A 26876-nucleotide genomic window follows, 5' to 3' on the forward strand; every position below is an offset into this window, starting at 1 on the left:
TCACAATTGAGGTGACGGCGCGCGGCACGTCACCGGCGCCGAGGAGATGAGCGCCATGGTCTGGCTCTGGGTCACCATCATCATCGTCGCCATCATCGCCATCGTGCTGTTCTTCATGTCGGTGAAGATCGTGAAGCAGTACGAGCGCGGTGTCGTGCTGCGGTTCGGACGGCTGCACCGCGTGCGCGATCCCGGCATCCGCTTCATCATCCCGTTCGTCGACGTGATGACGAAGGTGTCGTTCCGCATCGTCACGCTGCCGATCCAGTCGCAGGGCATCATCACGCGCGACAACGTGAGCGTCGGCGTCTCGGCCGTCGCCTACTACCGTGTCGTCGATGCGGTGAAGTCGGTGATCGCCATCGAGAACGTGCAGTCCGCGATCGACCAGATCGCCCAGACGACGCTGCGCAAGGTCGTCGGGCAGCACCACCTCGACGAGGCGCTGTCCGACACCGCGACCCTGAACGCCAACATCCGGCAGATCCTCGATGTGACGACCGCGGAGTGGGGCGTCGAGGTGACGCTCGTCGAGCTGAAGGACATCCTGCTGCCCGACTCGATGAAGCGGGCGATGGCCAGGCAGGCCGAGGCCGAGCGCGAGAAGCGCGCGAAGATCATCGCCGCCGAGGGCGAGGCGATGGCCGCGGCCCAGCTCGGCGCCGCGTCGGACACGATGATGTCGCATCCGCTCGCACTGCAGCTGCGGACGCTGCAGAGCATCGTGGAGGTGGGCGTCGACAAGAACACGCTCGTCGTGTTCCCGGCGCCGCTCATGACCTCGATCGGCGAGCTCACGTCGTTCATCGACCGCGAGGCGGCGGTGTCGCAGGTGCGCGGGCACTGACTCCGGGGAGCGCCGCGGCGGACCGGCACAGCCCGCCGCGGCCCGGACGATGCCCGGCGTCGGCTCGGGTCGTGCCCGTTGTCGCTCGGTGGCAGGAATTCGATGAAGTGTGTCGATCCTGCCATCGCACGTGTCGGTGGGATGCCCCAGAATGAGCGGGTGACATCGAATCAGGCGGGCGCCGCGATCGGCGCGCAACCGGCGACCGCGCCGGGCGCTGCGGGCGCTCCCGCGACCGACGGCGGGCAGGCGCACCACGGCACGCTCGGGCTCGTGCAGGGCACGGCGCTCTACATCGCGAGCGTGCTCGGCACCGGCATCCTCGTGCTGCCGGGACTCGCCGCGGCGGCCGCCGGCCCCGCGTCGATCGTCGCGGTCGCCGCGGTGCTCGTGCTCTCCATCCCGCTCGCCGGCACCTTCGCCGCGCTCGCCGCGCGCTACCCCGACGCGGGCGGCGTCGCCAGCTACGTGCGCCGCGCGCTCGGCGCCACGGCCGCGCGCATGACGGGCTACTGGTTCTACTTCGGCGTCTGCGTGGGCGCCCCGGTCGTCGCGATCCTCGGCGGCGAGTACGTCGTGGCGGTGCTCGGCGTCGACCGCGCAGCCGTGCCGATCATCGGCTTCGCGGTCTTCGTGCCGCCCTTCATCGCGAACTGGTTCGGCGTGCGCGTGGCGGGCTGGGTGCAGTTCGTGCTCACGGGCCTGCTGCTGTCGGTCGTGGTCGGTGTCGTCGCCGTCACGTTCCCCGCGGTCGAGGCGTCGAACTTCACGCCGTTCCTGCCCAACGGGTGGGCCGGCGTCGGCCTCGCGATCAGCCTGTTCGTGTGGGCGTTCGCCGGCTGGGAGGTCGGCACCCACATCGCCGGCGAGTTCAAGAATCCGCGCCGCACGATCCCCATCGCCACGGCGATCGCGATCGTCGTCGTCGGCCTCGGCTACCTGGCCCTCCAGTTCGTGACCGTCGCGGTGCTCGGCCCGCGCGCAGGCGAGGGCCAGGTGCCCCTGCTCGATCTCGTCGAGTCGACGGCGCCCGGCATCGGGTCGGTGCTGGTGGCGATCGTCGCGGCCGTCGTGACGCTCGGCGTCGTGAACGCCTACCTGCCCGCGTTCGGCAAACTCGGCGCGGCGCTCGGCCGCGACGGCGACCTGCCGCGGTGGCTGGCCAAGGGTGCTGCCGACGGCGAGGTCCCGCGTCGATCGCTCGCGCTCACGGGTGTGCTCATCGTCGTCTACTTCGGCCTCATGCTGGTGAACCGGCTCGACCTCACCGGGTTCATCCTCATCCACACGAGCAACATGGTCGCCATCTACGCGGCCGGCATGCTCGCCGCCACGCTGCTGCTCAAGCGCTGGAGCCTCGGCTGGTGGCTCGCGGTCGTCGCGACCGTCATGACGGCCGGACTGCTCGTGCTCGCGTGGGCCAACCTCATCGTGCCGCTCGTGCTCGCCTTCGCCGCGGTGCTCCTCACCCTGGTGCGCCGGGTGCGGCGCAGGCGGGCCGCCGTCCGGGCCGGTCGTGCCGCCCGGGCCGACGGCGATGCGGCCGACGCCGATGGCGACGATGCCGACGCCGACGCCCGCGTCTCCGAACCCGTCCTCACCGCCACCGCCCGACAGGAGCCCCGTTGACCGAGTACCGCGCTGCCTTCGACGCCGACATCGACTTCGTGAACGGAGGCGGGCTGCAGGCCCAGGGCTTCCGGCTCGACCTTCCGTCGGCCGCCCTCACCGAGACGCAGATCGGCGAGCTCTTCGTTCGGCACCTCGGCCTCGCCATGGTCGGCCGAGTCGCGCTGACGAACCTCGAGATCGTCGAGGAGGCGCACAAGGGGTCGCGCGGCGTGGCCGACACGGCGACGGATGCCGCGGCATCCGCTGCCCGCACCGGCGCCGCGGGCGCAACGCGAGGCGAGCTCGTCGACCTGAGCCACCCGATCCGGGCCGGGCTCGTGACGTATCCGGGCATCCCGGCGCCGACCATCACCCCGCATCTGACCCGCGAGGCATCGCGCGACCACTACGCGCCCGGCACCGAGTTCGCGATCGACATCATCACGATGGCCGGCAACACGGGCACCTACCTCGACTCGCCGTACCACCGCTACGCGGAGGGCGGCGACCTCGCGAGCCTCGACCTCGCGACGCTCGTGGGCGTGCCCGCCGAGGTCTTCCGGTTCACGGATGCCACGACGCGCGGCATCCCCGCCGAGGCCCTGCTCGACCGCGACCTCGCCGGCACCGCCGTGCTGCTGCACACCGGCTGGAGCCGCCACTTCGGCACGCCCGAGTACGCGCAGGGAGCGCCGTTCCTCACCGAGGCCGGCGCGCAGCACCTCGTCGACGCGGGTGTCGCGATCGTCGGCATCGACTCGCTGAACATCGACGACACCGAGTCGGGCGGCACGCGCCCGGCGCACTCGATCCTGCTCGCCGCCGGCGTGCACGTCGTCGAGCACCTCACGGCGCTCGACCGCGTACCCGTGCACGGCGCGCGCTTCACGGCGGTGCCGCCGCGGGTCGAGGGCTTCGGCACGTTCCCGGTGCGGGCGTTCGTGGAGCTGCCGGTCGGCTGAGCCGAGGGCCGGGGTCGGCGATCCGACGGTCGCGGCGGCCGACCCGTACCTGATAGGACACGTGGCGACCCACGGCGTCGTGCGGTGGCATCCGCCGAGTTCGTGCGTGAGGATAAGGGAATGATCGCTCCCGAGTACTCGCTTCGCGACGGCACGTCCCTCCCGGCGATCGGGCTCGGCACCTACGGGCTCAACGAGCAGGCCGGTATCGAGGCGATCGTCTCGGGCATCGCCGACGGGTATCGCCTGCTCGACACCGCGTACAACTACGGCAACGAGGACGTCGTCGGCGAGGCCGTGCGCCGCTCGGGCGTCGACCGCAGCGACCTCGTGATCACGACCAAGCTCCCCGGCCGCCACCACGGGTACGACGAGACGATCGCCAGCCTCGAGGAGTCGCGCCGGCGCCTCGACGTCGAATGGGTCGACCTCTACCTCATCCACTGGCCGCTGCCGCGCATCGACAAGTTCATCGACAGCTGGCGGGCGATGATCCGACTGCGCGAGCGCGGAGTCGTCCGCTCGATCGGCGTCTCGAACTTCACGGCCGACATGCTCGACCGCCTCGACCGCGAGACCGGGGTCGTGCCGTCGGTCAACCAGGTCGAGCTGCACCCGTACTTCCCGCAGGAGGAGCTGCGCGCCTACCACGACGAGCACGACATCCGCACCGAGAGCTGGAGCCCGCTCGCGAAGCGCTCCGAGCTGCTGCAGGAGGGGGTCATCACCGAGCTCGCGGCGGAGAAGGGCGTGTCGCCCGCGCAGATCGTGCTGCGCTGGCACGTCGAGCTCGAGGCCGTGCCGATCCCGAAGTCCGCGGATGCCGAGCGCCGCCGCGCGAACCTCGACGTGTTCTCGTTCACCCTGGAGCCCGAGGAGGTCGAGGCCGTCTCCGCGCTCTCGCGCGGTCGCCTCTGGGGGGCCGACCCCGACACGCACGAGGAGTTCTAGCCCGAGGTCCGACGGGGCGACCGCGCTCGTTCGCCGGGAGGTCGCCGGGGCGACGATCCGTCGGTGGCCGGGGATAGTCTGAATCGAGTGAGCGACTCGACGACGAACCCCGGACCCGACACCTCCGGGCATTCGGTGGAGCCGGTCGTCGAGACGGTCGCGTCGGCCGAGGCATCCGCTCGAGTCGGGTCGGATGCCGCGGCGAGCACCGAGCCCGACGCCCTCCATCGGGTCGACACCGGCGCAATGGCCGAGGCCGGCGCCGCCGCGGCCGCACCGCCGGCGCGCAGCACGTTCTCGCTGCCCTACCGGTGGCTCTCGATCGGCATGTACTCGATCATCTTCCTCGCGGCGTTCGAGGCCATGGCGGTCACCACGATCATGCCGCTCGTCGCGCGCGACCTCGACGGCCTCGAGTTCTTCGCGCTGGCGTTCGCCGTGCCGCTCGCCGCGGGCATCATCGGCATGGTGCTCGCCGGCAACTGGACCGACCGATCGGGCCCACTGCCATCGCTCATCACGTCGGCGGTGCTGTTCGTCGTCGGCCTGCTGATCGCCGGCACGGCCGTGACCATGCCGATGTTCATCCTCGGGCGCTTCGTGCACGGCATCTCGGGCGCCGCGGTCATCGTGCCGCTCTACGTCATCGTCGCGCGCATCTATCCAGAAGCGCTACGGGCGCGGGTGTTCGCCGGCTTCGCGGCGGCCTGGGTGATCCCGTCGATCGTCGGTCCGGCCCTCGCAGGCCTCGTCGCCGAGACCGTGAGCTGGCACTGGGTGTTCCTCGGGGTGATCGCCCTCATCGTGCCGGCCGCGGCCATGATGCTCCCGCCGATCCTGCGCGTGCGCGACCAGGTGCAGGGCGATCCGGCGGTGCGCTGGAGCGTCGCCCGGGTCGCGTGGGCCGTGCTCGCGGCGGCGTCGGCGCTCACGCTGTCGCTCTCGAAGGAATTGCCCGACCCGTGGCAGTGGGTCGTCGCGATCGCGTCGATCGCGCTCGTGGCCGTCGCCGCCCGACCGCTCATGCCGGTCGGCACCCTGCGCGCCGCGCGGGGGATGCCCGCGACCGTCCTGCTCCGGCTCATCGTGGCGGGCGCGTTCTTCGGCAGCGAGATCTACCTTCCCTACCTGCTCATCGAGCGCTACGAGTTCTCGCCGAGCCTCGCCGGCGCGGTGCTCACGGGCGCGGGCGTGACGTGGGCGGCGGGCTCGTGGCTCCAGGGTCGCCTCGGCGATCGGATGTCGAACACGCAGGCGGTGCAGCTCGGCGCGAGCGTGCTCGCGGCGGCGCTCGTCGTGGTGCTGCTCGTGTCGGCGTTCACGTTGGCGCCGGCCATCGCGTTCGTGGCCTGGACGATTGCCGGCGGCGCGATGGGCATCATGTACCCGCGCTTCTCGGTCGCCGTGCTGAAGCTGTCGCCCGTGTCGTCGCAGGGCTTCAACAGCGCCGCGCTCTCGATCGGTGAGTCGCTCGGCGCGGCCGTCGCGCTCGCGCTCACCGCGCTCGTGTCCAGCTCGCTCGCGGCGGGTGCGTTCACCGCGGACTTCGCCGTGACCGTGGCGATCGCAGTGCTCGCGGTCGTGCTGGCGCCCCGGGTACGCCCTCGAGGGGCCGTCGCGGCATCCGAATCGGCCTGAATCCAGCGCGACGGCGCCGTCGCGGCATCCGAGTCGGTCTCTGGGCGTTGTCGGTCGTGTGACGGCACACGCATACGGGTCGTGGCCCGTGCCCTCGCGGATGTGACGTCACATCTGTGACCGTCACATTCCGGCGGAGTTGTGCATAATTGGAGTCGACGAAGCATGTGACCGTGCACATGCCGGGACCCGATCGAGGACGCCGTGCCAGAGGAGCCGCAGCGGGGGAGAGCCCCGAGCATCCGCGATGTCGCGCGCCTGGCGGGCGTCTCGCACCAGACGGTGTCGCGCGTGCTCAACAACCACCCGAGCATCCGGCCCGAGACGAAGCAGCGCGTGCTCGACGTCATGGCCGAGCTGCAGTACAAGCCCAATCGCGCCGCGCGGGCGCTCGTCACGAGCCGATCGCGCACCATCGGGATCCTCTCGGCGTCCAGCACGCAGTACGGCCCGGCGTCGAGCATCGCCGCCATCGAGGAGGCCGCGCGCGCGGCCGGCTACTGGGTCAGCACGGCGAACATCGACACCGCGGACCCCGGCTCGATCTCCGACGGGCTCGCCCATCTCGCGGCGCAGGGCATCGAGGGCCTGGTTGTGATCGCGCCGCAGGTGCGCGTGTTCGACACGCTCGCGCAGCTGTCGATCGACGTGCCCTACGTGTCGCTGCAGTCGACCGGACGGGACCCCGACCACGCGCTCTCGGTCGACCAGATCGCCGGCGCCCGCATGGCCACGCGGCACCTGATCGAGCTCGGACACCGCGGGATCTACCACCTCGCGGGGCCACAGGACTGGATCGAGGCCGAGGCCAGGATGCGCGGGTTCCTCGACGAGATGAGCTCGCAGGACGTGCCGACGACCGCGCCGATCCTCGGCGACTGGACGGCCGACTTCGGCTACTGGGCCGGGCGCGAACTGCTCACCGTGCGGGACTTCACGGCCATCTTCGCGTCGAACGACCAGATGGCGCTCGGCCTCATGCACGCGGTCCGCGACTCGGGGCTCGAGATCCCGCGCGACATCTCGATCATCGGGTTCGACGACATCCCCGAGGCGCCGCACTTCTGGCCGCCGCTCACGACCGTGCGGCAGGACTTCGCCGAGCTCGGACGCCGCTGCGTGGCGCTGCTGCTGGGCGACCTCGACCCCGCCGCGGCCGACTACCACGGGACGATCGTGCCCGAGCTGATCATCCGCGGGTCGACGGGCGCGCCGCCGTGGTGAGTCGTCGGCTCGCCACCGGCCCGGTCACGCGCTGTTACCGATCCGTGACCTCCGTGAGTTGACAGCACGATCGTTGGTGCGGTTAGCATGTGTGACGTTCGTGTGAACGGTCACATCACCGTCACACGAACCGGTTCCATCCAGATCGACGAAGGAGTCCCGCGTGCTCATCACCGAGGTTGCGCACGTGCCCGCCCAGGGCCGCAGCGCGTTCGCCGGTGCCCGCGGAGGTGTGCGATGAGCTCGTTCGGCCCGCAGGTCGAGGTCGCCATCGCCCGGGTCCGCGCCGAGGTGGCCAAGCTCCACGCCGAGCTCACGCGCTACGGCCTCGTCGTCTGGACGGGCGGCAACGTCTCGGGTCGCGTGCCCGGCGCCGACCTCTTCGTGATCAAGCCGTCGGGCGTCTCGTACGACGAGCTGGCCCCCGAGAACATGATCCTCTGCGACCTCGACGGCAACGTGATCCCGGGCACGCCCGGCGCCGACCGCGCCCCCTCGAGCGACACCGCGGCGCACGCCTACGTGTACCGCAACATGCCCGAGGTCGGCGGCGTGGTGCACACGCACTCGACCTACGCCACCGCCTGGGCGGCGCGCGGCGAGGAGATCCCGTGCGTGATCACGGCGATGGCCGACGAGTTCGGCGGACCTATCCCGGTCGGTCCGTTCGCGATCATCGGCGACGACTCGATCGGTCGGGGCATCGTCGAGACGCTGAGCGGCCACCGCTCGCGCGCCGTGCTCATGCAGAACCACGGCCCGTTCACGATCGGGTCGAGCGCGAAGGACGCCGTGAAGGCCGCGGTCATGGTCGAGGACGTCGCGCGCACCGTGCACCTCGCCCGCGAGGCCGGCCCGCTCGTCCCCATCCCGCAGGACGCGGTCGACCGCCTCTACGACCGGTACCAGAACGTGTACGGGCAGCAGGGCGACGCCCGGCGTGCCGGCACCCCGAAGACCTCCCCGCGGGCGAAGGCCGCCCGCCGCACCACCAAGGTCGGATCATGATCCGGCGACCCCGAGAGCTTGCGACCGTCGGCACAGCACGACCGGCGCGAGGGAGGCGGCTGACATGGACGAAGCCGGCTCCGACTGTCACCAAGACAACGACGTCCATGACTGACAACACAGTGAAAGGAAACACCGTGAAGAACACGAAGAAGGTGCTTCTCGCCACGCTCGCGGCCGGCTCGATGCTGGCTCTCGCCGCGTGCTCGGGCGGCAGCGGCGGTGGCAGCGGCGACGGCGGCGGAGACGGCGGCCTCATCGGCGTCGCGATGCCGACGAAGAGCTCGGAGCGCTGGATCCAGGACGGCGACGCCGTCAAGGAGCAGCTCGAGGAGCAGGGCTTCACCGTCGACCTGCAGTACGCCGAGGACGACATCCCCACCCAGGTCTCGCAGATCGAGAACATGATCACGAAGGGCGCCGAGGCGCTCATCATCGCCTCGATCGACGGCACCACGCTGTCGCAGGTGCTGCAGGACGCGGCCGACGCCGACATCCCCGTCATCGCCTACGACCGCCTCATCCGCGACTCGGAGAACGTCGACTACTACGCGTCGTTCGACAACTACAAGGTCGGCGTGCAGCAGGCGACGTCGCTCCTCAACGGCCTCGGCCTCACCGACCTCGAGGGCGAGCCCGCCGCGGACGCCCCGGCCGGCCCGTTCAACATCGAGCTGTTCGCCGGTTCGCCCGACGACAACAACGCCACGTTCTTCTGGAACGGTGCGATCGACACGCTCCAGCCGCTCATCGATGACGGCACCCTCGTGGTGAAGTCGGGCCAGACCGACTTCGAGCAGGCCGCCATCCTCCGCTGGGACGGCGAGGTCGCGCAGGAGCGCATGGAGAACATCCTCACCTCGACGTACTCCGACGGCTCGACGGTCAACGCGGTGCTCTCGCCGTACGACGGCCTGTCGCGCGGCATCATCTCGGCGCTCACCGACGCGGGCTACTCCGTCGGCGAGGGCTGGCCGATCATCTCCGGCCAGGACGCCGAGCTCGACTCGGTCAAGGCGATCAACTCGGGCGAGCAGTTCGCGACCATCTTCAAGGACACGCGTGAGCTCGCGAAGGTCGCCGTCGACATGGCGTCGGCGATCCTGAACGGCGAGGAGCCCGAGGTGAACAACACCGAGGACTACGACAACGGCGTGAAGGTCGTGCCGTCCTACCTCCTCGAGTCGCAGATCGTCGTCAAGGACAACATCACCGAGGTCCTGGTCGACAGCGGCTACTGGACCGAAGAGGAAATCAACGGCTAGTCACCACCGGAGCATGCCGGCCGGATGACGCTTCGTCCCGCGTGTCGGGGCCTGGGCGGGAGTACTCTCGCCTCAGGTCCCGGCCGCAGGGGCATCCGTCGTCCGGCCGGCCCCACCCGGCAATGAAGCAGGAGCAAGGATGACCACCAACATTCTCGAGATGCGCGGCATCACGAAGACGTTCCCGGGCGTGAAGGCCCTGTCGAACGTCACCCTCGGGGTCGAGCGCGGCGAGGTGCACGCGATCTGCGGCGAGAACGGCGCCGGCAAGTCGACCCTCATGAAGGTGCTGTCGGGCGTGTACCCGCACGGCAGCTACGACGGCGACATCGTCTTCGAGAACGAGACGGTGGCGTTCAAGGACCTCACCGACAGCGAGGCCAAGGGCATCGTCATCATCCACCAGGAGCTCGCGCTCAGCCCTTACCTGTCGATCGCCGAGAACATCTTCCTCAACAACGAGCTGAAGGGCCGCGGCGGCCTCATCGACTGGAACAAGACGAACTTCGAGGCATCGAAGCTCCTCGCCCGGGTCGGCCTGCGCGAGAACCCCACGACGAAGATCATGGACATCGGCGTCGGCAAGCAGCAGCTCGTCGAGATCGCGAAGGCGCTCTCGAAGGAGGTCAAGCTGCTCATCCTCGACGAGCCCACCGCCGCGCTCAACGACGAGGACTCCGACCACCTGCTCGACCTGATCCTGCACCTCAAGGGGCAGGGGATCACGTCGATCATCATCAGCCACAAGCTGAACGAGATCAAGAAGGTCGCCGACTCCGTCACGGTCATCCGCGACGGCAAGACCATCGAGACCATCGCCAAGCAGGACGTCACCGAAGACCGCATCATCAAGGACATGGTCGGCCGGGACCTCGAGCACCGGTACCCCGACCACACGCCGAACATCGGCGAGGAGCTCCTGCGCGTCGAGGACTGGACGGCGCACCATCCGCAGGACACCTCTCGAGTCATGGTCGACAACGTGAACCTCCACGTTCGAGCGGGCGAGATCGTGGGCATCGCGGGCCTCATGGGCGCGGGGCGCACCGAGTTCGCGATGAGCCTCTTCGGCCAGAGCTACGGGTCGAAGATCACCGGCAAGGTGTTCCTCCGCGGCAAGGAGATCAAGACCCGCACGGTCGCCGAGGCGATCGACCAGGGCATCGCCTACGCCACCGAGGACCGCAAGACGTACGGCCTCAACCTCATCGAGGACATCAAGCGCAACATCTCGATGGCGTCGCTGAAGAAGCTCGAGAAGTACGGCCTCGTGCACGACAACGAGGAGTACGCGGTCGCGAACGAATACCGCAAGTCGATGAACATCAAGGCGCCGAGCGTGCTGGTGAAGACCGGAAAGCTCTCGGGCGGCAACCAGCAGAAGGTCGTGCTGTCGAAGTGGATCTACTCGGACCCCGACGTCCTGATCCTCGACGAGCCGACGCGCGGCATCGACGTGGGCGCCAAGTACGAGATCTACACGATCATCAACCGCCTGGCCGCGGCCGGGAAGGGCATCATCGTGATCTCGTCGGAGCTGCCCGAGCTGCTCGGCATCTGCGATCGCGTCTACGCCCTCTCGGAGGGCCGCATCACCGGTGAGCTCCCCGTCGAAGAGGCCACCCCCGAGGCGATGCTCAAGCTCATGACCATGGAAAAGCCCCGCTAGCCGGCGCTGGCGGATACACCAGGAGACACCATGTCGAATCCGAACCCCCCGACCACCGAGGAAACCCACGTCGGCGGCGGCAACATCAACCCCGTCGAGAACAAGTTCACCGACCGGCTGAGCCACGTGCTCTCCGACCTCGGCAGGAACGGCATCTTCATCGCGCTGATCGCGGTGGTCGTGCTGTTCTCGATCCTGACCAACGGCATCCTGCTTCGCCCGCAGAACATCTCCAACCTGGTCGTGCAGAACGGGTACATCCTCGTGCTCGCGATCGGCATGGTGATGGTCATCATCGCCGGCCACATCGACCTGTCGGTCGGATCCGTCGCGGCCTTCGTCGGTGCCTGTTCCGGCGTGTTCGCGGTGCAATGGGGGCTGCCGTGGTGGCTCTCGGTCCTCCTCTCGCTCGGCATCGGCGCGCTCGTGGGCGTGTGGCAGGGATTCTGGATCGCGTTCGTCGGCATTCCAGCGTTCATCGTGACCCTGGCGGGCATGCTCATCTTCCGAGGGCTCGCCCTCGTCGTGCTGGGCAATGCGAACATCGGCTCGTTCCCGGCCGAGTACCGCGCATTGGGCAACGGCTTCCTCACCGACGTGTTCGGGGAGTTCGAGCTCGATCCCCTCACGCTCGGCGTCGGCGCCCTCGCGATCCTCGCCATCATCGTGCAGCAGGTGCGCACGCGTCGCGGCCGCCAGAAGTACGGCCAGGACGTCGAGCCCATGGCGTGGTTCATCACGAAGCTCGTGCTCGTGTCGGCCGCGATCGGCTTCTTCGCCTATTCACTCGCGGGCTACAAGGGCATTCCGATCACGCTGATCCTCCTCGCGGTGCTCGTGCTCGTGTACGGGATCGTGATGAACCGCACGGTGTTCGGCCGCCACATCTACGCGATCGGCGGCAACCGCCACGCTGCGGAGCTGTCGGGCATCAAGACCCGCCGCGTCGACTTCTGGCTGTTCGTGAACATGGGCACCCTCGCGGCGCTCGCCGGCCTCATCTTCACCGCACGACTGAACCTCGCGGGGCCGAAGGCCGGTGACGGCTTCGAGCTGGAGGCGATCTCGGCGGCATTCATCGGCGGTGCAGCCGTGCAAGGCGGCGTCGGCACGATCGGAGGGGCCATCATCGGTGGCCTGATCATCGGCGTGCTCAACAACGGCATGTCGATCCTCGGCATCGGCATCGAGTGGCAGCAGGTCGTCAAGGGCCTGGTGCTGCTGCTCGCGGTCGCGTTCGACGTCTACAACCGACGCCGCTCCGGCAGCTGACGCGTCGGTCGACCCGAGGGGGCGGATGCTGCGGCATCCGCCCCCTTCGCCGTCTTCGGATGCCGCGGCATCCGTGCCTTCGGCGGTCTCGCGCTGTGCGCAATTCAGGTCGCCGCGGCGCGAACCTGAATTGCACACCCTGGCGAGCGGATGCCGCGGCATCCGTGCCCGCGTTCGGCGCCAGCGTGATGTGCGCAATTCAGGTCGACGCACCGCGTGTCGGGCCGACACGCCGGGGAACCCGGGCGACACGCCGGCGCGGACCTGAATTGCACACCCGGGCGAGCGGATGCCGCGGCATCCGTGGCTCACGCCAGCCCCGCGGCCCGACGGCAGCCATCCACCCGACGACACCCACCCCGCCGCCCGCCAGCAGCCATCCGCACCCGACGGGATTGCAGGAACTTCTCGTGGTCGCGCCGCGCGTCGGAGCGCGTCGAGCGGCGTGTCGCGCGGATCTTCCTGCATTCGGACCGGGCCGCGAGGAACGGTGAGTCGCACGGGTTGAGACTCGGCTTCGTTAGCGCTAACATCGTGCTTCGTTAGCGCTAACGAACCACCCACGACGAAGGAGTCCCCGTGTCCGACCAGCAGTACGTGACGGGCACCGCGCTCGACGAGTTCGCCGACTTCGTCCGGGGGCCGCAGTCGTCGGAGGACGGCGCCGAGGTGGCCGAGCGCATGGACCGCTGGTTCGAGGCATCCGGCGGGACGGCGGTGGCGTGAGCCCCGCGGCACCCGCCTTCGCGCCCGAGGTCGAGGCGGCGATCGCGCAGGTGTGCGAGGACGTCGCGAGCCTGCACGCCGAACTGACCCGCTACGGGCTCGTCGTCTGGACGGGCGGCAACGTCTCGGGTCGCGTGCCCGGCGCCGACCTCTTCGTCATCAAGCCCTCTGGCGTGAGCTACGACGACCTCGCGGCCGAGAACATGATCCTCTGCGACCTCGACGGCAACGTGATCCCGGGCACGCCCGGTTCGGAGCGCGCGCCCTCGAGTGACACCGCGGCGCACGCCTACGTGTACCGCAACATGCCCGAGGTCGGCGGGGTCGTGCACACGCACTCCACCTTCGCCGTCGCGTGGGCGGCGCGTGGCGAGGAGATCCCGTGCGTGATCACGGCGATGGCCGACGAGTTCGGCGGGCCGATCCCGGTCGGCCCGTTCGCGATCATCGGCGACGACTCGATCGGCCGGGGCATCGTCGAGACGCTCGCCGGCCACCGCTCGCGCGCCGTGCTCATGCGGAACCACGGCCCGTTCACGATCGGGTCGAGCGCGAAGGATGCGGTGAAGGCCGCCGTCATGGTCGAGGACGTCGCCCGCAGCGTGCACTTCGCCCGCGAGGCCGGGCCCCTGGTCCCGATCCCGCAGGATGCGATCGACCGGCTCTACGACCGCTACCAGAACGTCTACGGACAGAGTGGAGATGCACGCCGATGAGCGACACCCAGCACACGACGGATGCCGCGCGCGCCGCGATCCTCGACGGACGCACGTCGCTCGGCATCGAGTTCGGCTCGACCCGCATCAAGGCGTGCCTCGTCGGCGAGGACCCGACGCAGGTGCTCGCGGTCGGCAGCCACGAGTGGGAGAACGAGTTCGTCGACCGCCGCTGGACCTACTCGCTCGAGTCGGTCTGGTCGGGCCTGCAGGCGGCCTACGCCGACCTCGTCGCGGACGTGCGCCGCCGCTACGACGCGCAGCCCGAGACGTTCGGCGCGATCGGCGTCTCGGCGATGATGCACGGGTACCTCGCGTTCGACGCCGCCGACGAGCTGCTCGTGCCGTTCCGCACGTGGCGCAACACGTCGACGGGACCAGCCGCGGCGGAGCTCAGCGAGCGGTTCGGGCTCAACATCCCGCTGCGCTGGTCGATCGCCCACCTGCACCAGGCCGTCCTCGACGAGGAGCCGCACGTGCCGCAGCTCGCGTTCGTCACCACGCTGGCAGGTTACGTGCACTGGAGGCTCACGGGCCGCAAGGTGCTCGGCGTCGGCGACGCATCGGGCATGTTCCCGATCGACTCGGCTGCGAACGACTACGACGCTCGCCTGGTCGAGGTCTTCGACGGGCTCGTCGGCGACCGCGCACCCGGCCTGCAGCTCACCGAGCTCCTGCCCGAGGTGCTCCCCGCGGGCGCGCCGGCCGGAGAGCTCACCGCCGAGGGTGCCGCCCTGCTCGACCCGACGGGCGCGCTTCTCCCGGGCGTCGTGCTGTGCCCGCCCGAGGGCGATGCCGGCACCGGCATGGTCGCCACGAACTCGGTCGCCCCGCGCACGGGCAACGTCAGCGCCGGCACGAGCATCTTCGCGATGGTCGTGCTCGAGCGCGCGCTCTCGCACGCGCACCACGAGCTCGACCTCGTCACGACGCCGGCCGGCGATCCCGTCGCCATGGTGCACTGCAACAACGGCGCGAGCGAGCTCGCCGCCTGGGCGGGACTGTTCGCGCGGTTCGCGGCGGCATCCGGCGCCCGGGTCGACAACGACGCCGTGTTCGAGGTGCTCTTCCGCGAGGCGCTCGACGGCGACGCGGATGCCGGCGGCCTCCTCGCCTACAACCAGCTCGCGGGCGAGCCGATCGCCGGGCTCGAGGAGGGGCGGCCGATGGTCGTCCGCACGCCCGACAGCCGGCTCACGCTCGCCAACTTCATGCGCGCGCAGCTCTACGGCGTGTACGGCACGCTCGCGCTCGGCATGCGCGTGCTCGCGAGCGAGGGCGTCGAGCTCGACCGGATGTTCGCCCACGGCGGCATCTTCCGCACGGCCGGCGTCGCGCAGCGCTTCCTCGCCGGGGCGCTCGACGCGCCCGTCGCGGTCGGCGAGACTGCATCGGAAGGCGGCGCCTGGGGCATCGCGGTGCTCGCGTCGTACCTGCCGTCGGCCGGCGAGCTCGACCTCGGTGCCTACCTGAACGACCGGGTCTTCGCGGATGCCGCGTTCGAGACCGTCGAGCCCGATGCGGCGGATGTCGCCGGCTTCGCCGCCTTCCTCGACCGCTACCGCGACGGCCTCGCCGCGGAGGCCGCGGCCGTGCAATCCATCTGACCCCGAGTGGGCGAAGTCAGCGGACACAACGACGCCGGATTCGCCAACATCGCCCACTCGCCAAGACCCTCCGGCGCACCCGCACCCGCACCCCCACCCGCACCCGCGCGGCACGCCACATGAACGCATCGCAGAAGAAGTAAGGACATCGCATGACCCGCACCCCGCTCCAGACCTCGCTCGACGCCTACGAGGTGTGGTTCCTCACCGGCAGCCAGCACCTCTACGGCCCCGAGACGCTCGCGCAGGTCGCCGAGCAGTCGCAGCGCATCGCCGAGACGCTCGACGCGGCATCCGACGTGCCCGTGAAGATCGTCTGGCTGCCCGTGCTCACCGACTCGGCCGCGATCAAGCAGGTCGCCCTCGAGGCGAACGCGACGAAGAACGTCATCGGCGTCGTCGCCTGGATGCACACGTTCAGCCCTGCCAAGATGTGGATCGCCGGCCTCGACGCGCTGCAGAAGCCGCTCGCGCACCTGCACACGCAGGCCAACGTGGAGCTGCCCTGGGCCGACATCGACTTCGACTTCATGAACCTGAACCAGGCCGCCCACGGCGACCGCGAGTTCGGCTACATCCAGACCCGCCTCGGCGTGCCGCGCAAGACGATCGTCGGCCACGCGTCCGACCCGGTCGTGCAGCAGCAGCTCGGCACCTGGCAGCGCGCCGCCGCCGGCCTCGCCGCCTCGCGCGACCTGAAGCTCGCCCGCTTCGGCGACAACATGCGCTTCGTCGCCGTCACCGAGGGCGACAAGACCGAGGCCGAGCTGCGGTTCGGCGTGCAGGTCAACACGTGGGGCGTGAACGAGCTCGCCGAGGCGGTCGCCGCGGCGTCCGAGGCCGAGATCGACCAGCTCGTCGCCGTCTACGAGGACGAGTACGACGTCGTACCCGAGCTCCGGAAGGGCGGCGAGCGCCACCAGTCGCTGCGCGACGGCGCCGCGATCGAGCTCGGCCTGCGCTCGTTCCTCGAGGAAGGCGGCTTCGGCGCCTTCACCACCTCGTTCGAGGACCTCGGCGAGCTCAAGCAGCTGCCCGGCCTCGCGGTGCAGCGCCTCATGGCCGAGGGCTACGGCTTCGGCGCGGAGGGCGACTGGAAGACCGCCGTGCTCGTGCGCATCGCGAACGTCATGGGCGCGGGCCTGCCCGGCGGCGCCAGCCTCATGGAGGACTACACCTACGATATGACCCCGGGCGACGAGCTCATCCTGGGCGCGCACATGCTCGAGGTCTCGCCGTCGCTCAGCTCGACGAAGCCCACGCTCGAGGTGCATCCGCTCGGCATCGGCGGCAAGGACGACCCCGTGCGCCTGGTCTTCACCGCCGACCCCGGCCCCGCCGTCGTCGTCGCGATGAGCGACATGCGCGACCGCTTCCGCCTCACCGCGAACGTCGTCGAGAACGTCGCGCCGCGCGAGTCACTGCCGAAGCTGCCCGTCGGCCGTGCCGTCTGGAAGCCGGCGCCCGACTTCCGGACCTCGGCCGCCGCGTGGCTCACCGCCGGTGCCGCCCACCACACGGTCATGTCGACCGCAGTCGGCATCGAGGTGTTCCGCGACTTCGCCGAGATGGCCGAGGTCGAGCTGCTCGTCATCGACGAGGACACCACCCTGCCCGGTTTCACGCACGAGGTGCGCTGGAACCAGGCGTACTACCGACTGGCGCAGGGCCTCTGAGCGGCGAGCGCATGACCGACCCGGATGCCCCGACCGACGCGGATGCCGCGAGCGGGGCGTCCGTGGCGGGCTCACCCGAGCCGGCTGCGTCCGAGCCGGCTGCGTCCGAGCCGGCTGCGACGGATGCCGCGGCCGAGCCCGCCGGCGTGCCGACCATGTTCGACGTGGCACGCCGCGCCGGCGTCTCGCACCAGACGGTCTCGCGGGTGCTCAACGACCTCTCAGGGGTCGCGGCGTCGACGAAGCTGCGCGTCGAGCAGGCCATCGCCGACCTGAACTACACGCCGTCGCCGGCCGCGCGCGCCATGGCGAAGCGGCGCTCGGGCTCGATCGGGCTCATCCAGGCCGGACGCCCCGACTACGGCCCGTCGAGCGCGGCGCTCGGGTTCAACGAGGCGGCGCGCGACGCCGGCTACACCGTGAGCCAGGCGAGCATGCGCACGCTCGACGCCGACACGCTCACGCAGGCCGTGCACCGGCTCGCGCTCCAGCGGGTCGAGGCGATCGTGCTGATCTCGGGCGAGCGCGAGGGAGTCGAGGTGCTGCACGGCATCGACGCCGGCGTGCCCGTGGTCGCCGTGGCATCCGAGCTCGAGCCCGGCCTGCACCGCGTCTCGCTCGACCAGTACACGGGCGCGCGCCTCGCGACCGAGCACCTCATCGGGCTCGGTCACCGCGAGGTCCGGCACGTCGCCGGCCCGGCCGACTCGATGGATGCCGCGGAGCGCCGCCGGGGGTTCGTCGACGCGATGCGCGAGCACGGCCTCGACCCGCGCGAGCCCATCGTCGGCGACTGGCTCGCGGCCTCGGGGCACGCGGCGGGGGAGCGTCTCCTCGACGACCCGACGGTCACCGGGGTGTTCGTCGCGAACGACCACATGTCGCTCGGACTGCTCGCCGCGTTCCGTCGTGCCGGGCGTCGCGTGCCCGACGACATGAGCGTCATCGGGTTCGACGACATCCCCGAGGCGGCGTACTTCGCGCCCGCGCTCACGACCATGCGCCAGGACTTCGACGGCCTCGGCCGCGACATCATGGCCACGGTGCTCGACGTGCTGCAGGACGAGCCGAGCGCGCCCGACCGCACGGCGCGCGTGCCCGAGCTCATCGTGCGGGAGAGCACTGCGGCGCCGCGCGGCTAGGTTGCCGCGCGGCGCCGGCGGTCCGCTCAGCGCCAAGCGGGAAGCTGCTGCAGGGTCCAGCGGTTCCCGTCGGGGTCGCGGAAGGTCACGAACCGGCCCCACGCCTGCTCGTCCACGCCCTCGGCGTCGACGCCCTTCTCCCGCAGCTGCTCGAGCGCGGCATCCGCGTCGTCGATGACGACCTGGATCACGTCGAGCGAACCGGGCGCGAGCGTGGCGCCCAGGCCCTCGCCGAACGCGATCGAGCATGCGGATCCCGGCGGGGTCAGCTGCACGAACCGCAGCTCGTCGCTCACGCGCTGGTCGTGATCGAGGTTGAAGCCGACCTTGTCGACGTAGAACTCGATCGCGCGATCGACGTCGCTGACGGGTACGTGGATGAGCTCGATCTTCCAGTCCATGGGATGCCTCCTCTGGCGTGTTCGGTTCGACCAGTCTGGCGCGGCATCCGGTCACTTCTTGACCGCTATCCGACGGATGCCGCGAACTGCCCTCGATGCGAGGATAGGACGCATGGCACTGCACATCACCGGGGATTCCGCGGCAGACGAGCTGCTCAGCACCGACGCGTTCGCGCTCCTGGTCGGCATGCTGCTCGACCAGCAGGTCGCGATGGAGACCGCGTTCGCGGGTCCGCTCAAGATCTCGCAGCGGGTCGGATCGATCGATCCCGAGACGGTTGCGGCCTATGATCCCGAGCGCTTCATCGAGGTGTTCAAGCAGCCGCCGGCGGTGCATCGGTATCCGGGCTCGATGGCCGGACGAGTGCAGGCGCTCGCGAAGGCGGTCGTCGACGACTGGGGCGGCGACGCATCCGCCATCTGGACGCAGGGCGACCCCGACGGCGCCGAGGTGCTCGAGCGGCTGAAGGCGCTGCCCGGATTCGGCGACCAGAAGGCGCGCATCTTCCTCGCCCTCCTCGGCAAGCAGCTCGGCGTGCGGGCGGATGGATGGCGCGAGGCCGCCGGACCGCACTACGGCGCGGAGGGCGGCTTCGCCTCGGTCGCGGACATCACGAGCGCCGAGTCGCTCGCCAAGGTGCGGGCGACGAAGCAGGCGGCGAAGGCGGCGGCCAAGGCCTCGAAGGGCTAGCGGGCGCCGGCTGGCGGGACGGCGCTGGGGTCGCCGTCAGCGTGCCATCGCGCGCTCGTGCCACGCCGGCGCGGTCGCGTCGAGGAGTGCGTCCCAGTCGGTCGGCTCGATCCCGAACGTCGCCGTCGTCTCCGTGGCGTCGACCTCGAACGGCCGCTCGAACTGGTACAGCACGCCGGAGACCTCGCGGAGGATCGGCACGACGAGTCCGAGTGATGAGAGGGCCCAGCGCGGCATCCGTCGCAGCTTCGGCTCGCCCGTGCCGGCGCGCCCGCCGAGGGCGCGCAGCACGTCGCGCACGCTGCGCGGCGGATTCGAGGGCACGAGCCACGGCGAGCCCCACGCGCGCTCGTCGCGGCCGAGCACCGCGAGCGTCGCCGCGATGTCGTCCACGGCGGTCCAGCTGTGCGGCGCGTCGGGGTCGCCGAACACGGTCGCCGGGCGTCCGGCGAGGGTCGCGTCGGCGTACCGCGGCAGGAGTCCGTTCGCGACCGGCGCCGTCGGGCCGAGGTAGTCCGAGGCTCGGGCCTCGGTGGCTCGGACGCGTCCCGCCTCGTTCGCGGCGAGGGCGTCGCGCCACATCCGTGCGCGGAGCTCGCCCTTGTGGTCGGTCGGCCGCAGGGGCGTGTCGCGCCGCATCGGCCCGTCGACGGGCCCGTAGGCGTAGAGGTTGCCCATGGTCACGAGCACGGCACCGGATGCCTCGGCGGCATGCAGGATCGACGCGGCGAGCGGCGGCCACACGCGTTCCCACTGCGGATAGGCGCCCGGGTTCGCGCAGTTGTACACGACCTCCGCGCCGAGGGCGGCCTCCTCGAGGCGGTCGGGATCGCTCGCGTCGACGGCCAGGCGTGCGATGCGCGGATGCTCCGGCCCGCCGCCCGAGCGCGTGACGAGGCGCACCGGCGTGCCGGCGTCGGCCAGCTGCACGGCCAGGGATCGGCCGACGGGGCCGGCGCCGACGATGAGGTGGAACGGCTCGCTCATACGCCGAGTCTGCCGCGATCCGGTTACGCCCGCGTGAACCGCGGGCCCGTGGCCGCGGCGGAATCCCGCTCGCACGTCGGAATCCCGCTCGACCGGGATTCCACCCGAGCCAGTCGGCGCAGAGTCCGCCAAGTTGAGCGCTCACATTTCTGAAACGATCAAGCGCCAGTGCGCAACGCGAGTCGCAACCGCACGCCAGCAGAACACCGTGATCAGCGCGAGAGAGCGTGCTCACGCCACCGTGCCTCGACCGTGATGCATCCGTTACCAAACTCGTACTTGTGAGCGCTCACAAGTGAGCGCTAACATCGCGAGTGCCGCCAGAATGGACTGGCGACCCGGCGCACCAGGAACGCAGCAACGCAGGCTTCGCCGGCACCACTGAACAAGGAGGTTCACGCTGATGAAGAAGCTCATCGGAATCGCCGCAGCGGGCGCGATGCTCGTCGCGCTGGCCGGCTGCGCGAGCGGTGGCGGCGGTGCCGCGGCCGAAGGTCCCAAGCCCATCGACGAGCTCGTCGTCGGATTCGCCCAGGTCGGCGCCGAGAGCGGTTGGCGCACCGCGAACACGAAGGACATCCAGGCCTCGTTCGAGGACGCGGGCATCGAGCTCAAGTTCTCCGACGCGCAGCAGAAGCAGGAGAACCAGATCAAGGCGATCCGGTCCTACATCCAGCAGGGCGTCGACTACATCGCGTTCTCGCCCGTCGTCGAGACCGGCTGGGACGCCGTGCTCAACGAGGCCAAGGCCGCCGGCATCCCCGTCGTGCTCACCGACCGTGCGGTCGACAGCAAGGACACGTCGCTCTACGTCTCGTTCCTCGGGTCCGACTTCATCGAGGAGGGCAAGAAGGCCGGCCTCTGGGTGCTCGACGAGTACAAGGACACCACCGAGCCCGTGAACATCGTGCAGCTCGAGGGCACCACGGGCGCCGCGCCCGCGATCGACCGGGCCGAGGGCTTCGCCGACGTGATCCGGCAGAACCCGAACCTGAAGGTGGTCGAGAGCCAGACCGGCGACTTCACGCGTGCCGGCGGCAAGCAGGTCATGGAGGCCATGCTGAAGTCGAACCCCGACATCGACCTGGTCTACGCGCACAACGACGACATGGGCCTCGGTGCGATCGAGGCGATCGAGGCGGCGGGCCTGAAGCCCGGCGAGGACATCAAGATCGTCACGGTCGACGCGGTGCACGACGGCATGCAGGCGCTCGCCGACGGCAAGATCAACTTCATCGTCGAGTGCTCGCCGCTGCTCGGCAAGCAGCTGGTCGACATCATCAAGACCCTGAACGACGGGGGCTCGGTGGAGCCGCGCATCATCACCGAGGAGACGACCTTCAACCAGGAGCAGGCGATCGAGGCGCTGCCCGACCGCCAGTACTGATCCGCTTCGCGGGTTGAGGAGCGCCGCAGGCGCGTCTCGAAACCCAACCGGTTTCGAGACGCCGCCTTCGGTGGCTCCTCGACCCGCGAGATCCTGCCCTACCCTCGACCAACGGCAACGCACGAGCGGATGCCGCCACCACCCTCGATGGAGAGACACGTGACCCAGGCATCCGCTGTCGCCCCAGTCGTCGAGATGCGCGACATCTCGATCACGTTCCCCGGCGTGAAGGCGCTCGACGGCGTCGACTTCCGCATGTTCCCCGGCGAGGTGCACTCGCTCATGGGGGAGAACGGCGCCGGCAAGTCGACGCTCATCAAGGCGCTCACCGGCGTGTACGGCATCGATGCCGGCACGATCACGCTCGCGGGCGACGAGGTGTCGTTCAGCGGGCCGGCGCAGGCGCAGGCCGCGGGCATCTCCACCGTGTACCAGGAGGTCAACCTCCTGCCGAACCTGTCGGTCGCCGAGAACATCATGCTCGGCCGCGAGCCGCACCGGTTCGGCTCGATCGACTGGCGCGCCATGCGCCGCCGGGCGGCTGTGCTGCTCGAGAGCCTCAACCTCGAGATCGATCCCGGGTCGCTGCTCGGCGACCACTCGCTCGCCGTGCAGCAGCTCGTCGCGATCGCCCGCGCGATCGACGTGCAGGCGAAGGTCCTCATCCTCGACGAGCCCACGTCGTCGCTCGACGCCGACGAGGTCGCCGAGCTCTTCCGCGTCATCCGCTCGCTGAAGGAGCAGGGCGTCGCGATCCTCTTCGTCTCGCACTTCCTGGACCAGGTCTACGAGATCTGCGACCGCCTCACGGTGCTGCGCAACGGCAAGCTCGTGGGGGAGTACCTCACCGAGGAGCTGCTGCGCATCGACCTCGTGCAGAAGATGATCGGCAAGGAGCTCACGGCACTCGACGACCTCGAGCAGCGCGCTCGGGCGTCCTTCGCCGACGACTCGGATGCCACGACCTTCGTGAGCGCCGAGGGCCTCGGCCGGCGCGGCGCCATCCACCCGGCGGACCTCCCGATCGCCGCCGGCGAGGTCGTCGGCCTCGCCGGCCTGCTCGGCTCCGGACGCACGGAGTTCGCGCGCCTGCTCGGCGGCATCGACCGCGCCGACCAGGGCGAGCTCGAGATCCGCGGCAAGGCCACGAAGCTCCGCACGCCGCGGCAGGCGATCTCGCACCGCATCGCGTACTCCTCCGAGAACCGTCGCGACGAGGGGATCGTCGGCGACCTCACGGTGCGCGACAACATCGTGCTCGCGCTCCAGGCCGATCGCGGGTGGTTCCGCCCGATCCCCAAGAAGCGGCAGGACGAGCTCACGCAGAGCTACATCCAGGCGCTGAACATCCGGCCCGGCAACCCCGACGCGCTCGTGCGGAACCTGTCGGGCGGCAACCAGCAGAAGGTGCTGCTCGCCCGCTGGCTCGCGATCGCGCCGCACCTGCTCATCCTCGACGAGCCGACGCGCGGCATCGACATCGGGGCGAAGGCCGAGATCCAGAAGCTCGTGTTCAACCTCGCCGAGAACGGCATGAGCGTCCTCTTCATCTCGGCCGAGCTCGAGGAGGTGCTCCGCCTCAGCCACCGCATCGTCGTGCTCCGCGATCGCCACGTGGTCGCCGACCTCGAGAACGACGGCCTCACGGTCGACTCGCTCCTCGCGCTGATCGCCGACGGCTCGGTCGCCGAAGAGGGCGACGAGGGCGAGGGCAGCGCGGATGCCGCGCGGCTCGAGCCCGTGGCATCCGTCACCGCACCCGAACCCACCACCGACCCCGCCCAGGGAGGCGACCGATGAGCGCCCTGCTCGCCCGGCTCGTCGCGCATCGGCTCTTCTGGCCGATCGTGATGCTGCTCGTCCTGTTCGCGATCAACCTCATCGCGTTCCCCGGCTTCTTCACCGTCACCGTGCGCGATGGGCACCTGTTCGGGAGCCTCATCGACATCCTGCGCAACGGCGCGCCGACGCTCATCATCGCGGTCGGCATGACCCTCGTGATCGCCACCCGCGGCATCGACCTGTCGGTCGGCGCGGTCGCGGCCATCTCGGGCGCGGTCGCGTGCTCGATCATCCTCGGCTCGCCCGCGCCCGAGAGCCCCGCGACGGTCGCCGTCGCCGTGGCCGTGGCGCTGCTCATCTCGCTCGTGCTCGGCGTCTGGAACGGCTTCCTCGTGGCGGTGCTCGGCATCCAACCGATCATCGCGACGCTCATCCTCATGACGGCCGGACGCGGCGTCGCGATGCTCATCACCGAAGGCCAGATCATCACGGTGAACAGCCCGCCGTTCAAGGCGCTCGGCTCGGGGTTCTGGTTCGGCATCCCGATCGCGGTCATCATCGCGGCCGTCGTCTTCGGCGCCGCGGCGCTCATCACGCGGCGCACCGCGCTCGGCATGTTCATCGAGTCCGTCGGCATCAACCCCGAGGCGAGCCGCCAGGCCGGCGTGCGCGCACGTGGGCTGCTGTTCGCCGTCTACACGTTCTGCGCGTTCTGCGCGGCGATCGCGGGTCTCATCCTCACCGCGAACACCGCCGCCGCCGACGCGAACAACACGGGCCTGTTCATCGAGCTCGACGCGATCCTCGCGGTGGTCATCGGCGGCACCTCGCTCGCTGGCGGGCGGTATTCGCTCCTCGGCACGCTCGTGGGCGCGCTCGTCATCCAGACGCTCGTGACGACGGTGTACACCGTGGGCATCCCGCCGATCGCGACCATGGTCTTCAAGGCCGCGGTCGTGACCGTGGTCTGCCTCCTGCAGTCGCCCACCACCGCCGAGGCGCTGAGCGGGTTCCGACGACGACTGGCCGTTCGCGCCGGAAAGGGGGCCGCCGCATCATGACGAAGCTCCTCGACGCCCCCGCCCGCCCCGGCCGCGCCAAGCGCCCCGCCGGCCCCGGCCAGACCGGCCCCTCGCGTCGCGGCATCGGCGGCGGCATCCGTGCCCTGCTCACCAGCCCCAAGTACGGACCCGTCACCGTGACCGCCGTGCTGTTCCTCGCGATCTTCGTGATCGGCGGCGTGCGGTACCGCGGGTTCTTCTCGGGGCAGGTGTTCCTCAACCTGCTCGTCGACAACGCGTACCTGATCGTGCTCGCGGTCGGCATGACGTTCGTGATCCTCACCGGCGGCATCGACCTGTCGGTCGGCGCGGTCGTCGCGCTGAGTGGCATGATCGCCGCGAGCCTGCTGCAGACCGGCTGGTCGCCGTGGACGGTGATTCCCCTGATCCTCGTGCTCACGAGCGTGCTCGGCCTGCTCGTCGGGCTCATGATCCACGTGTTCAAGGTGCAGCCGTTCATCGCGACGCTCGCGGCGATGTTCCTGGCGCGCGGGCTCTGCTACGTGATCAGCCAGAGCTCGATCTCGATCACCGACGAGACGTTCGTGCAGCTCGCGGTGGCGCGCATCCCGCTCGGCGGCGGCATGTCGATCACCCCGAGCGTCATCATCGCGCTCGTCGTCGTGGCGGTCGCGGTGTGGGTGCTGCACGCCACCCGGTTCGGCCGCACGGTCTACGCGATCGGCGGCGGGGAGCAGAGCGGCCTGCTCATGGGCCTGCCCGTGGCGCGTACCAAGGTGCTCGTCTACGTCGTCTCGGGGTTCTGCTCGGGCCTGGCCGGCGTGCTGTTCACCTTCTACACGCTGTCGGGGTATCCGCTGACCGCGATCGGCACCGAGCTCGACGCGATCGCCGCGGTCGTCATCGGCGGCACGCTGCTCACCGGCGGCTACGGGTTCGTGCTCGGGTCGGTGCTCGGCGTGCTCGTGCTCGGGGTCATCCAGACGATCATCACGTTCGAGGGCACCCTTTCGTCGTGGTGGACGAAGATCTTCATCGGCCTGCTGCTGCTCGTGTTCATCATCCTGCAGAAGGTGCTCACGGCCAGGCGGCGCTGAGGCGGGGGCGGGAGCGGCGGAGCGTCGGCGAGCCGGCGCCGGGGAGCCTCGGCGGGGGCGAGCCGGGCCGGGGCATCCCGGGCAGGATAATCAACGAGAAGGATCGCGCGGAGGCGCGGGGCAGGAGCGCAGCGCGGGTGAGCGACCGGGACGACAAGGCGAGGGTCGCGACGATCTTCGACGTCGCGCGACTAGCCGGCGTGTCCCACCAGACCGTCTCGCGGGTGCTCAACGACCTGCCCAACGTGCGTCCGGCGACGCGCGCCCGGGTCGAGCAGGCGATCAAGCAGCTGCGGTACGTGCCGTCGCCCGCCGCCCGCGCGCTCGTGACCCGGCGCACGCGCACGCTGGGCCTCATCGTCACGGGCGCGCCCGACTACGGCCCCTCGTCGACGGCGCTGCACTTCAACGAGGCCGCGCGCGACGCCCGGTACTCGGTCATCACCGCGAGCATGCTCGAGACGGATGCCCCAAGCCTCCGCTCCGCGGCCGAACTCCTCGTGCGCCAGAACGTCGAGGCCATCGTGCTCATCGCCGCGCAACGGGCCGCGCTCGACGCACTCGACGGAGTCGAGCTCGGCGTGCCGATCATCGCCGTGGCCTCCGAGGACCGCGGCGGCATGCACCGCGTCTGGCTCGATCAGTACGGCGGCGCGCGCCTCGCGGTCGAGCACCTCATCGGGCTCGGCCATCGCGAGGTCCGGCACGTCAGCGGACCCACCACCGCCATGGACGCCGCCGAGCGCGTCCGCGGCTGGTCGGCCGCGCTCGGCGAGCACGGACTGCCCGCCCGCGAGCCGCTCGCCGGCGACTGGTCGCCCGGCAGCGGCTACGTGCACGGGCGAGCGCTCGCGCGCGACGACGAGATGACCGCCGTGTTCGTCGCGAACGACCAGATGGCGCTCGGCGTGATGCACGCGCTCGCCGAGGCCGGACGCTCGGTGCCGCACGACGTCAGCGTGGTCGGCTTCGACGACATCCCCGAGGCCGCGTACTTCGCGCCACCCCTCACGACCGTGCGCCAGGACTTCGACGCGCTCGGCCGCGACGCGATGGCGGGCGTGCTCGCCGTGCTCGGCGACGACGACCGGCTCATGCCCACGCCGGCGCTGCCCGAGCTCGTGGTGCGGGCGAGCACGGGGGCGCCGATCCACGATCGGGTCGTGGTCGGGTCGTAGGGCGGCGCGCGAGGTGC

At 70.4% G+C, this 26876-nt stretch carries 23 protein-coding genes; 21 read left to right on the forward strand and 2 right to left on the reverse strand.

All coding sequences use genetic code 11. The annotated features are described in order from the left end of the window. Nucleotides 1-55: 55 nt before the first annotated feature. The 15 genes from ACFVN5_RS14335 to ACFVN5_RS14405 all read left to right on the forward strand — a co-directional run bounded on the left by ACFVN5_RS14335 (nt 56) and on the right by ACFVN5_RS14405 (nt 18314). Nucleotides 56-847, forward strand: a complete 792-nt coding sequence (locus ACFVN5_RS14335; RefSeq protein ID WP_376955912.1) for a slipin family protein — start codon at nt 56-58, stop codon at nt 845-847. Between the two features lie 159 nt (nt 848-1006). Further along, the gene (locus tag ACFVN5_RS14340) at nt 1007-2476 is read left to right on the forward strand and encodes an APC family permease (RefSeq protein ID WP_376955913.1); all 1470 of its coding nucleotides are present in this window, start codon (nt 1007-1009) and stop codon (nt 2474-2476) included. After that, nucleotides 2473-3420, forward strand: a complete 948-nt coding sequence (locus ACFVN5_RS14345; RefSeq protein WP_376955914.1) for a cyclase family protein — start codon at nt 2473-2475, stop codon at nt 3418-3420. Before ACFVN5_RS14340 ends, ACFVN5_RS14345 begins: the two co-directional genes overlap by 4 nt. 120 nt (nt 3421-3540) lie before the next feature. After that, nucleotides 3541-4371 carry an aldo/keto reductase gene (locus ACFVN5_RS14350; RefSeq protein WP_376955915.1) on the forward strand — a complete coding sequence of 277 codons (831 nt, stop codon included), beginning with the start codon at nt 3541-3543 and terminating at the stop codon, nt 4369-4371. Nucleotides 4372-4458: 87 nt separating this feature from the next. Continuing rightward, nucleotides 4459-6009, forward strand: coding sequence for an MFS transporter (locus tag ACFVN5_RS14355; protein WP_376955916.1), 1551 nt, complete (start codon nt 4459-4461; stop codon nt 6007-6009). Between the two features lie 204 nt (nt 6010-6213). Further along, nucleotides 6214-7233, forward strand: coding sequence for a LacI family DNA-binding transcriptional regulator (locus tag ACFVN5_RS14360; protein WP_376955917.1), 1020 nt, complete (start codon nt 6214-6216; stop codon nt 7231-7233). A 237-nt stretch (nt 7234-7470) separates the two neighbouring features. Further along, nucleotides 7471-8241 (forward strand): L-ribulose-5-phosphate 4-epimerase, encoded by a 771-nt coding sequence (locus ACFVN5_RS14365; protein ID WP_376955918.1) that lies wholly within the window; start codon nt 7471-7473, stop codon nt 8239-8241. Nucleotides 8242-8426: 185 nt separating this feature from the next. Continuing rightward, entirely contained in the window at nt 8427-9506 is a 1080-nt protein-coding gene (gene chvE / locus ACFVN5_RS14370; RefSeq protein ID WP_376956817.1) for a multiple monosaccharide ABC transporter substrate-binding protein, read from the forward strand. Nucleotides 9507-9645: 139 nt separating this feature from the next. Next, nucleotides 9646-11175 (forward strand): multiple monosaccharide ABC transporter ATP-binding protein, encoded by a 1530-nt coding sequence (mmsA, locus tag ACFVN5_RS14375; protein WP_376955919.1) that lies wholly within the window; start codon nt 9646-9648, stop codon nt 11173-11175. 30 nt (nt 11176-11205) lie between these two features. After that, on the forward strand, nt 11206-12447 hold the full coding sequence (mmsB, locus tag ACFVN5_RS14380; RefSeq protein WP_376955920.1) for a multiple monosaccharide ABC transporter permease: 1242 nt from the start codon (nt 11206-11208) through the stop codon (nt 12445-12447). A gap of 579 nt (nt 12448-13026) precedes the next feature. After that, nucleotides 13027-13173 carry a hypothetical protein gene (locus ACFVN5_RS14385; protein ID WP_376955921.1) on the forward strand — a complete coding sequence of 49 codons (147 nt, stop codon included), beginning with the start codon at nt 13027-13029 and terminating at the stop codon, nt 13171-13173. Continuing rightward, nucleotides 13170-13889 (forward strand): L-ribulose-5-phosphate 4-epimerase, encoded by a 720-nt coding sequence (locus tag ACFVN5_RS14390; RefSeq protein ID WP_376955922.1) that lies wholly within the window; start codon nt 13170-13172, stop codon nt 13887-13889. Before ACFVN5_RS14385 ends, ACFVN5_RS14390 begins: the two co-directional genes overlap by 4 nt. Then, a complete protein-coding gene (locus tag ACFVN5_RS14395; RefSeq protein WP_376955923.1) occupies nt 13886-15496 on the forward strand; it encodes a xylulokinase in 1611 nt (536 codons plus the stop codon). Before ACFVN5_RS14390 ends, ACFVN5_RS14395 begins: the two co-directional genes overlap by 4 nt. Nucleotides 15497-15648: 152 nt before the next feature. Then, nucleotides 15649-17172 carry an L-arabinose isomerase gene (gene araA / locus ACFVN5_RS14400; RefSeq protein WP_376955924.1) on the forward strand — a complete coding sequence of 508 codons (1524 nt, stop codon included), beginning with the start codon at nt 15649-15651 and terminating at the stop codon, nt 17170-17172. 11 nt (nt 17173-17183) lie between these two features. Next, nucleotides 17184-18314 carry a LacI family DNA-binding transcriptional regulator gene (locus ACFVN5_RS14405; RefSeq protein WP_376955925.1) on the forward strand — a complete coding sequence of 377 codons (1131 nt, stop codon included), beginning with the start codon at nt 17184-17186 and terminating at the stop codon, nt 18312-18314. A gap of 26 nt (nt 18315-18340) precedes the next feature. Here ACFVN5_RS14405 and ACFVN5_RS14410 read toward each other — a convergent pair whose 3' ends face one another. Continuing rightward, the gene (locus ACFVN5_RS14410; RefSeq protein ID WP_376955926.1) at nt 18341-18715 is read right to left on the reverse strand and encodes a glyoxalase superfamily protein; all 375 of its coding nucleotides are present in this window, start codon (nt 18713-18715) and stop codon (nt 18341-18343) included. Between the two features lie 112 nt (nt 18716-18827). Between ACFVN5_RS14410 and ACFVN5_RS14415 the strand changes: the two genes are divergently transcribed. Then, the gene (locus ACFVN5_RS14415; protein ID WP_376955927.1) at nt 18828-19406 is read left to right on the forward strand and encodes an HhH-GPD-type base excision DNA repair protein; all 579 of its coding nucleotides are present in this window, start codon (nt 18828-18830) and stop codon (nt 19404-19406) included. Nucleotides 19407-19442: 36 nt separating this feature from the next. Here ACFVN5_RS14415 and ACFVN5_RS14420 read toward each other — a convergent pair whose 3' ends face one another. Continuing rightward, on the reverse strand, nt 19443-20393 hold the full coding sequence (locus tag ACFVN5_RS14420; RefSeq protein WP_376955928.1) for an NAD-dependent epimerase/dehydratase family protein: 951 nt from the start codon (nt 20391-20393) through the stop codon (nt 19443-19445). Between the two features lie 403 nt (nt 20394-20796). Here ACFVN5_RS14420 and ACFVN5_RS14425 point away from each other — a divergent pair, with 403 nt between their 5' ends. The 5 genes from ACFVN5_RS14425 to ACFVN5_RS14445 all read left to right on the forward strand — a co-directional run bounded on the left by ACFVN5_RS14425 (nt 20797) and on the right by ACFVN5_RS14445 (nt 26859). Further along, nucleotides 20797-21780 (forward strand): ABC transporter substrate-binding protein, encoded by a 984-nt coding sequence (locus ACFVN5_RS14425; protein ID WP_376955929.1) that lies wholly within the window; start codon nt 20797-20799, stop codon nt 21778-21780. Between the two features lie 129 nt (nt 21781-21909). Further along, nucleotides 21910-23580 carry a sugar ABC transporter ATP-binding protein gene (locus ACFVN5_RS14430; RefSeq protein ID WP_376955930.1) on the forward strand — a complete coding sequence of 557 codons (1671 nt, stop codon included), beginning with the start codon at nt 21910-21912 and terminating at the stop codon, nt 23578-23580. After that, nucleotides 23577-24623: an ABC transporter permease gene (locus tag ACFVN5_RS14435; RefSeq protein ID WP_376955931.1), complete on the forward strand. Its 1047-nt coding sequence runs from the start codon at nt 23577-23579 to the stop codon at nt 24621-24623. Before ACFVN5_RS14430 ends, ACFVN5_RS14435 begins: the two co-directional genes overlap by 4 nt. After that, nucleotides 24620-25681 (forward strand): galactofuranose ABC transporter, permease protein YjfF, encoded by a 1062-nt coding sequence (gene yjfF, locus ACFVN5_RS14440; protein ID WP_376955932.1) that lies wholly within the window; start codon nt 24620-24622, stop codon nt 25679-25681. Before ACFVN5_RS14435 ends, yjfF begins: the two co-directional genes overlap by 4 nt. A 137-nt stretch (nt 25682-25818) precedes the next feature. Then, nucleotides 25819-26859, forward strand: coding sequence for a LacI family DNA-binding transcriptional regulator (locus ACFVN5_RS14445; protein WP_376955933.1), 1041 nt, complete (start codon nt 25819-25821; stop codon nt 26857-26859). Nucleotides 26860-26876 lie beyond the last annotated feature (17 nt).

Source organism: Agromyces sp. NPDC057865 (genome assembly GCF_042796995.1).
GTDB lineage: Bacteria > Actinomycetota > Actinomycetes > Actinomycetales > Microbacteriaceae > Agromyces.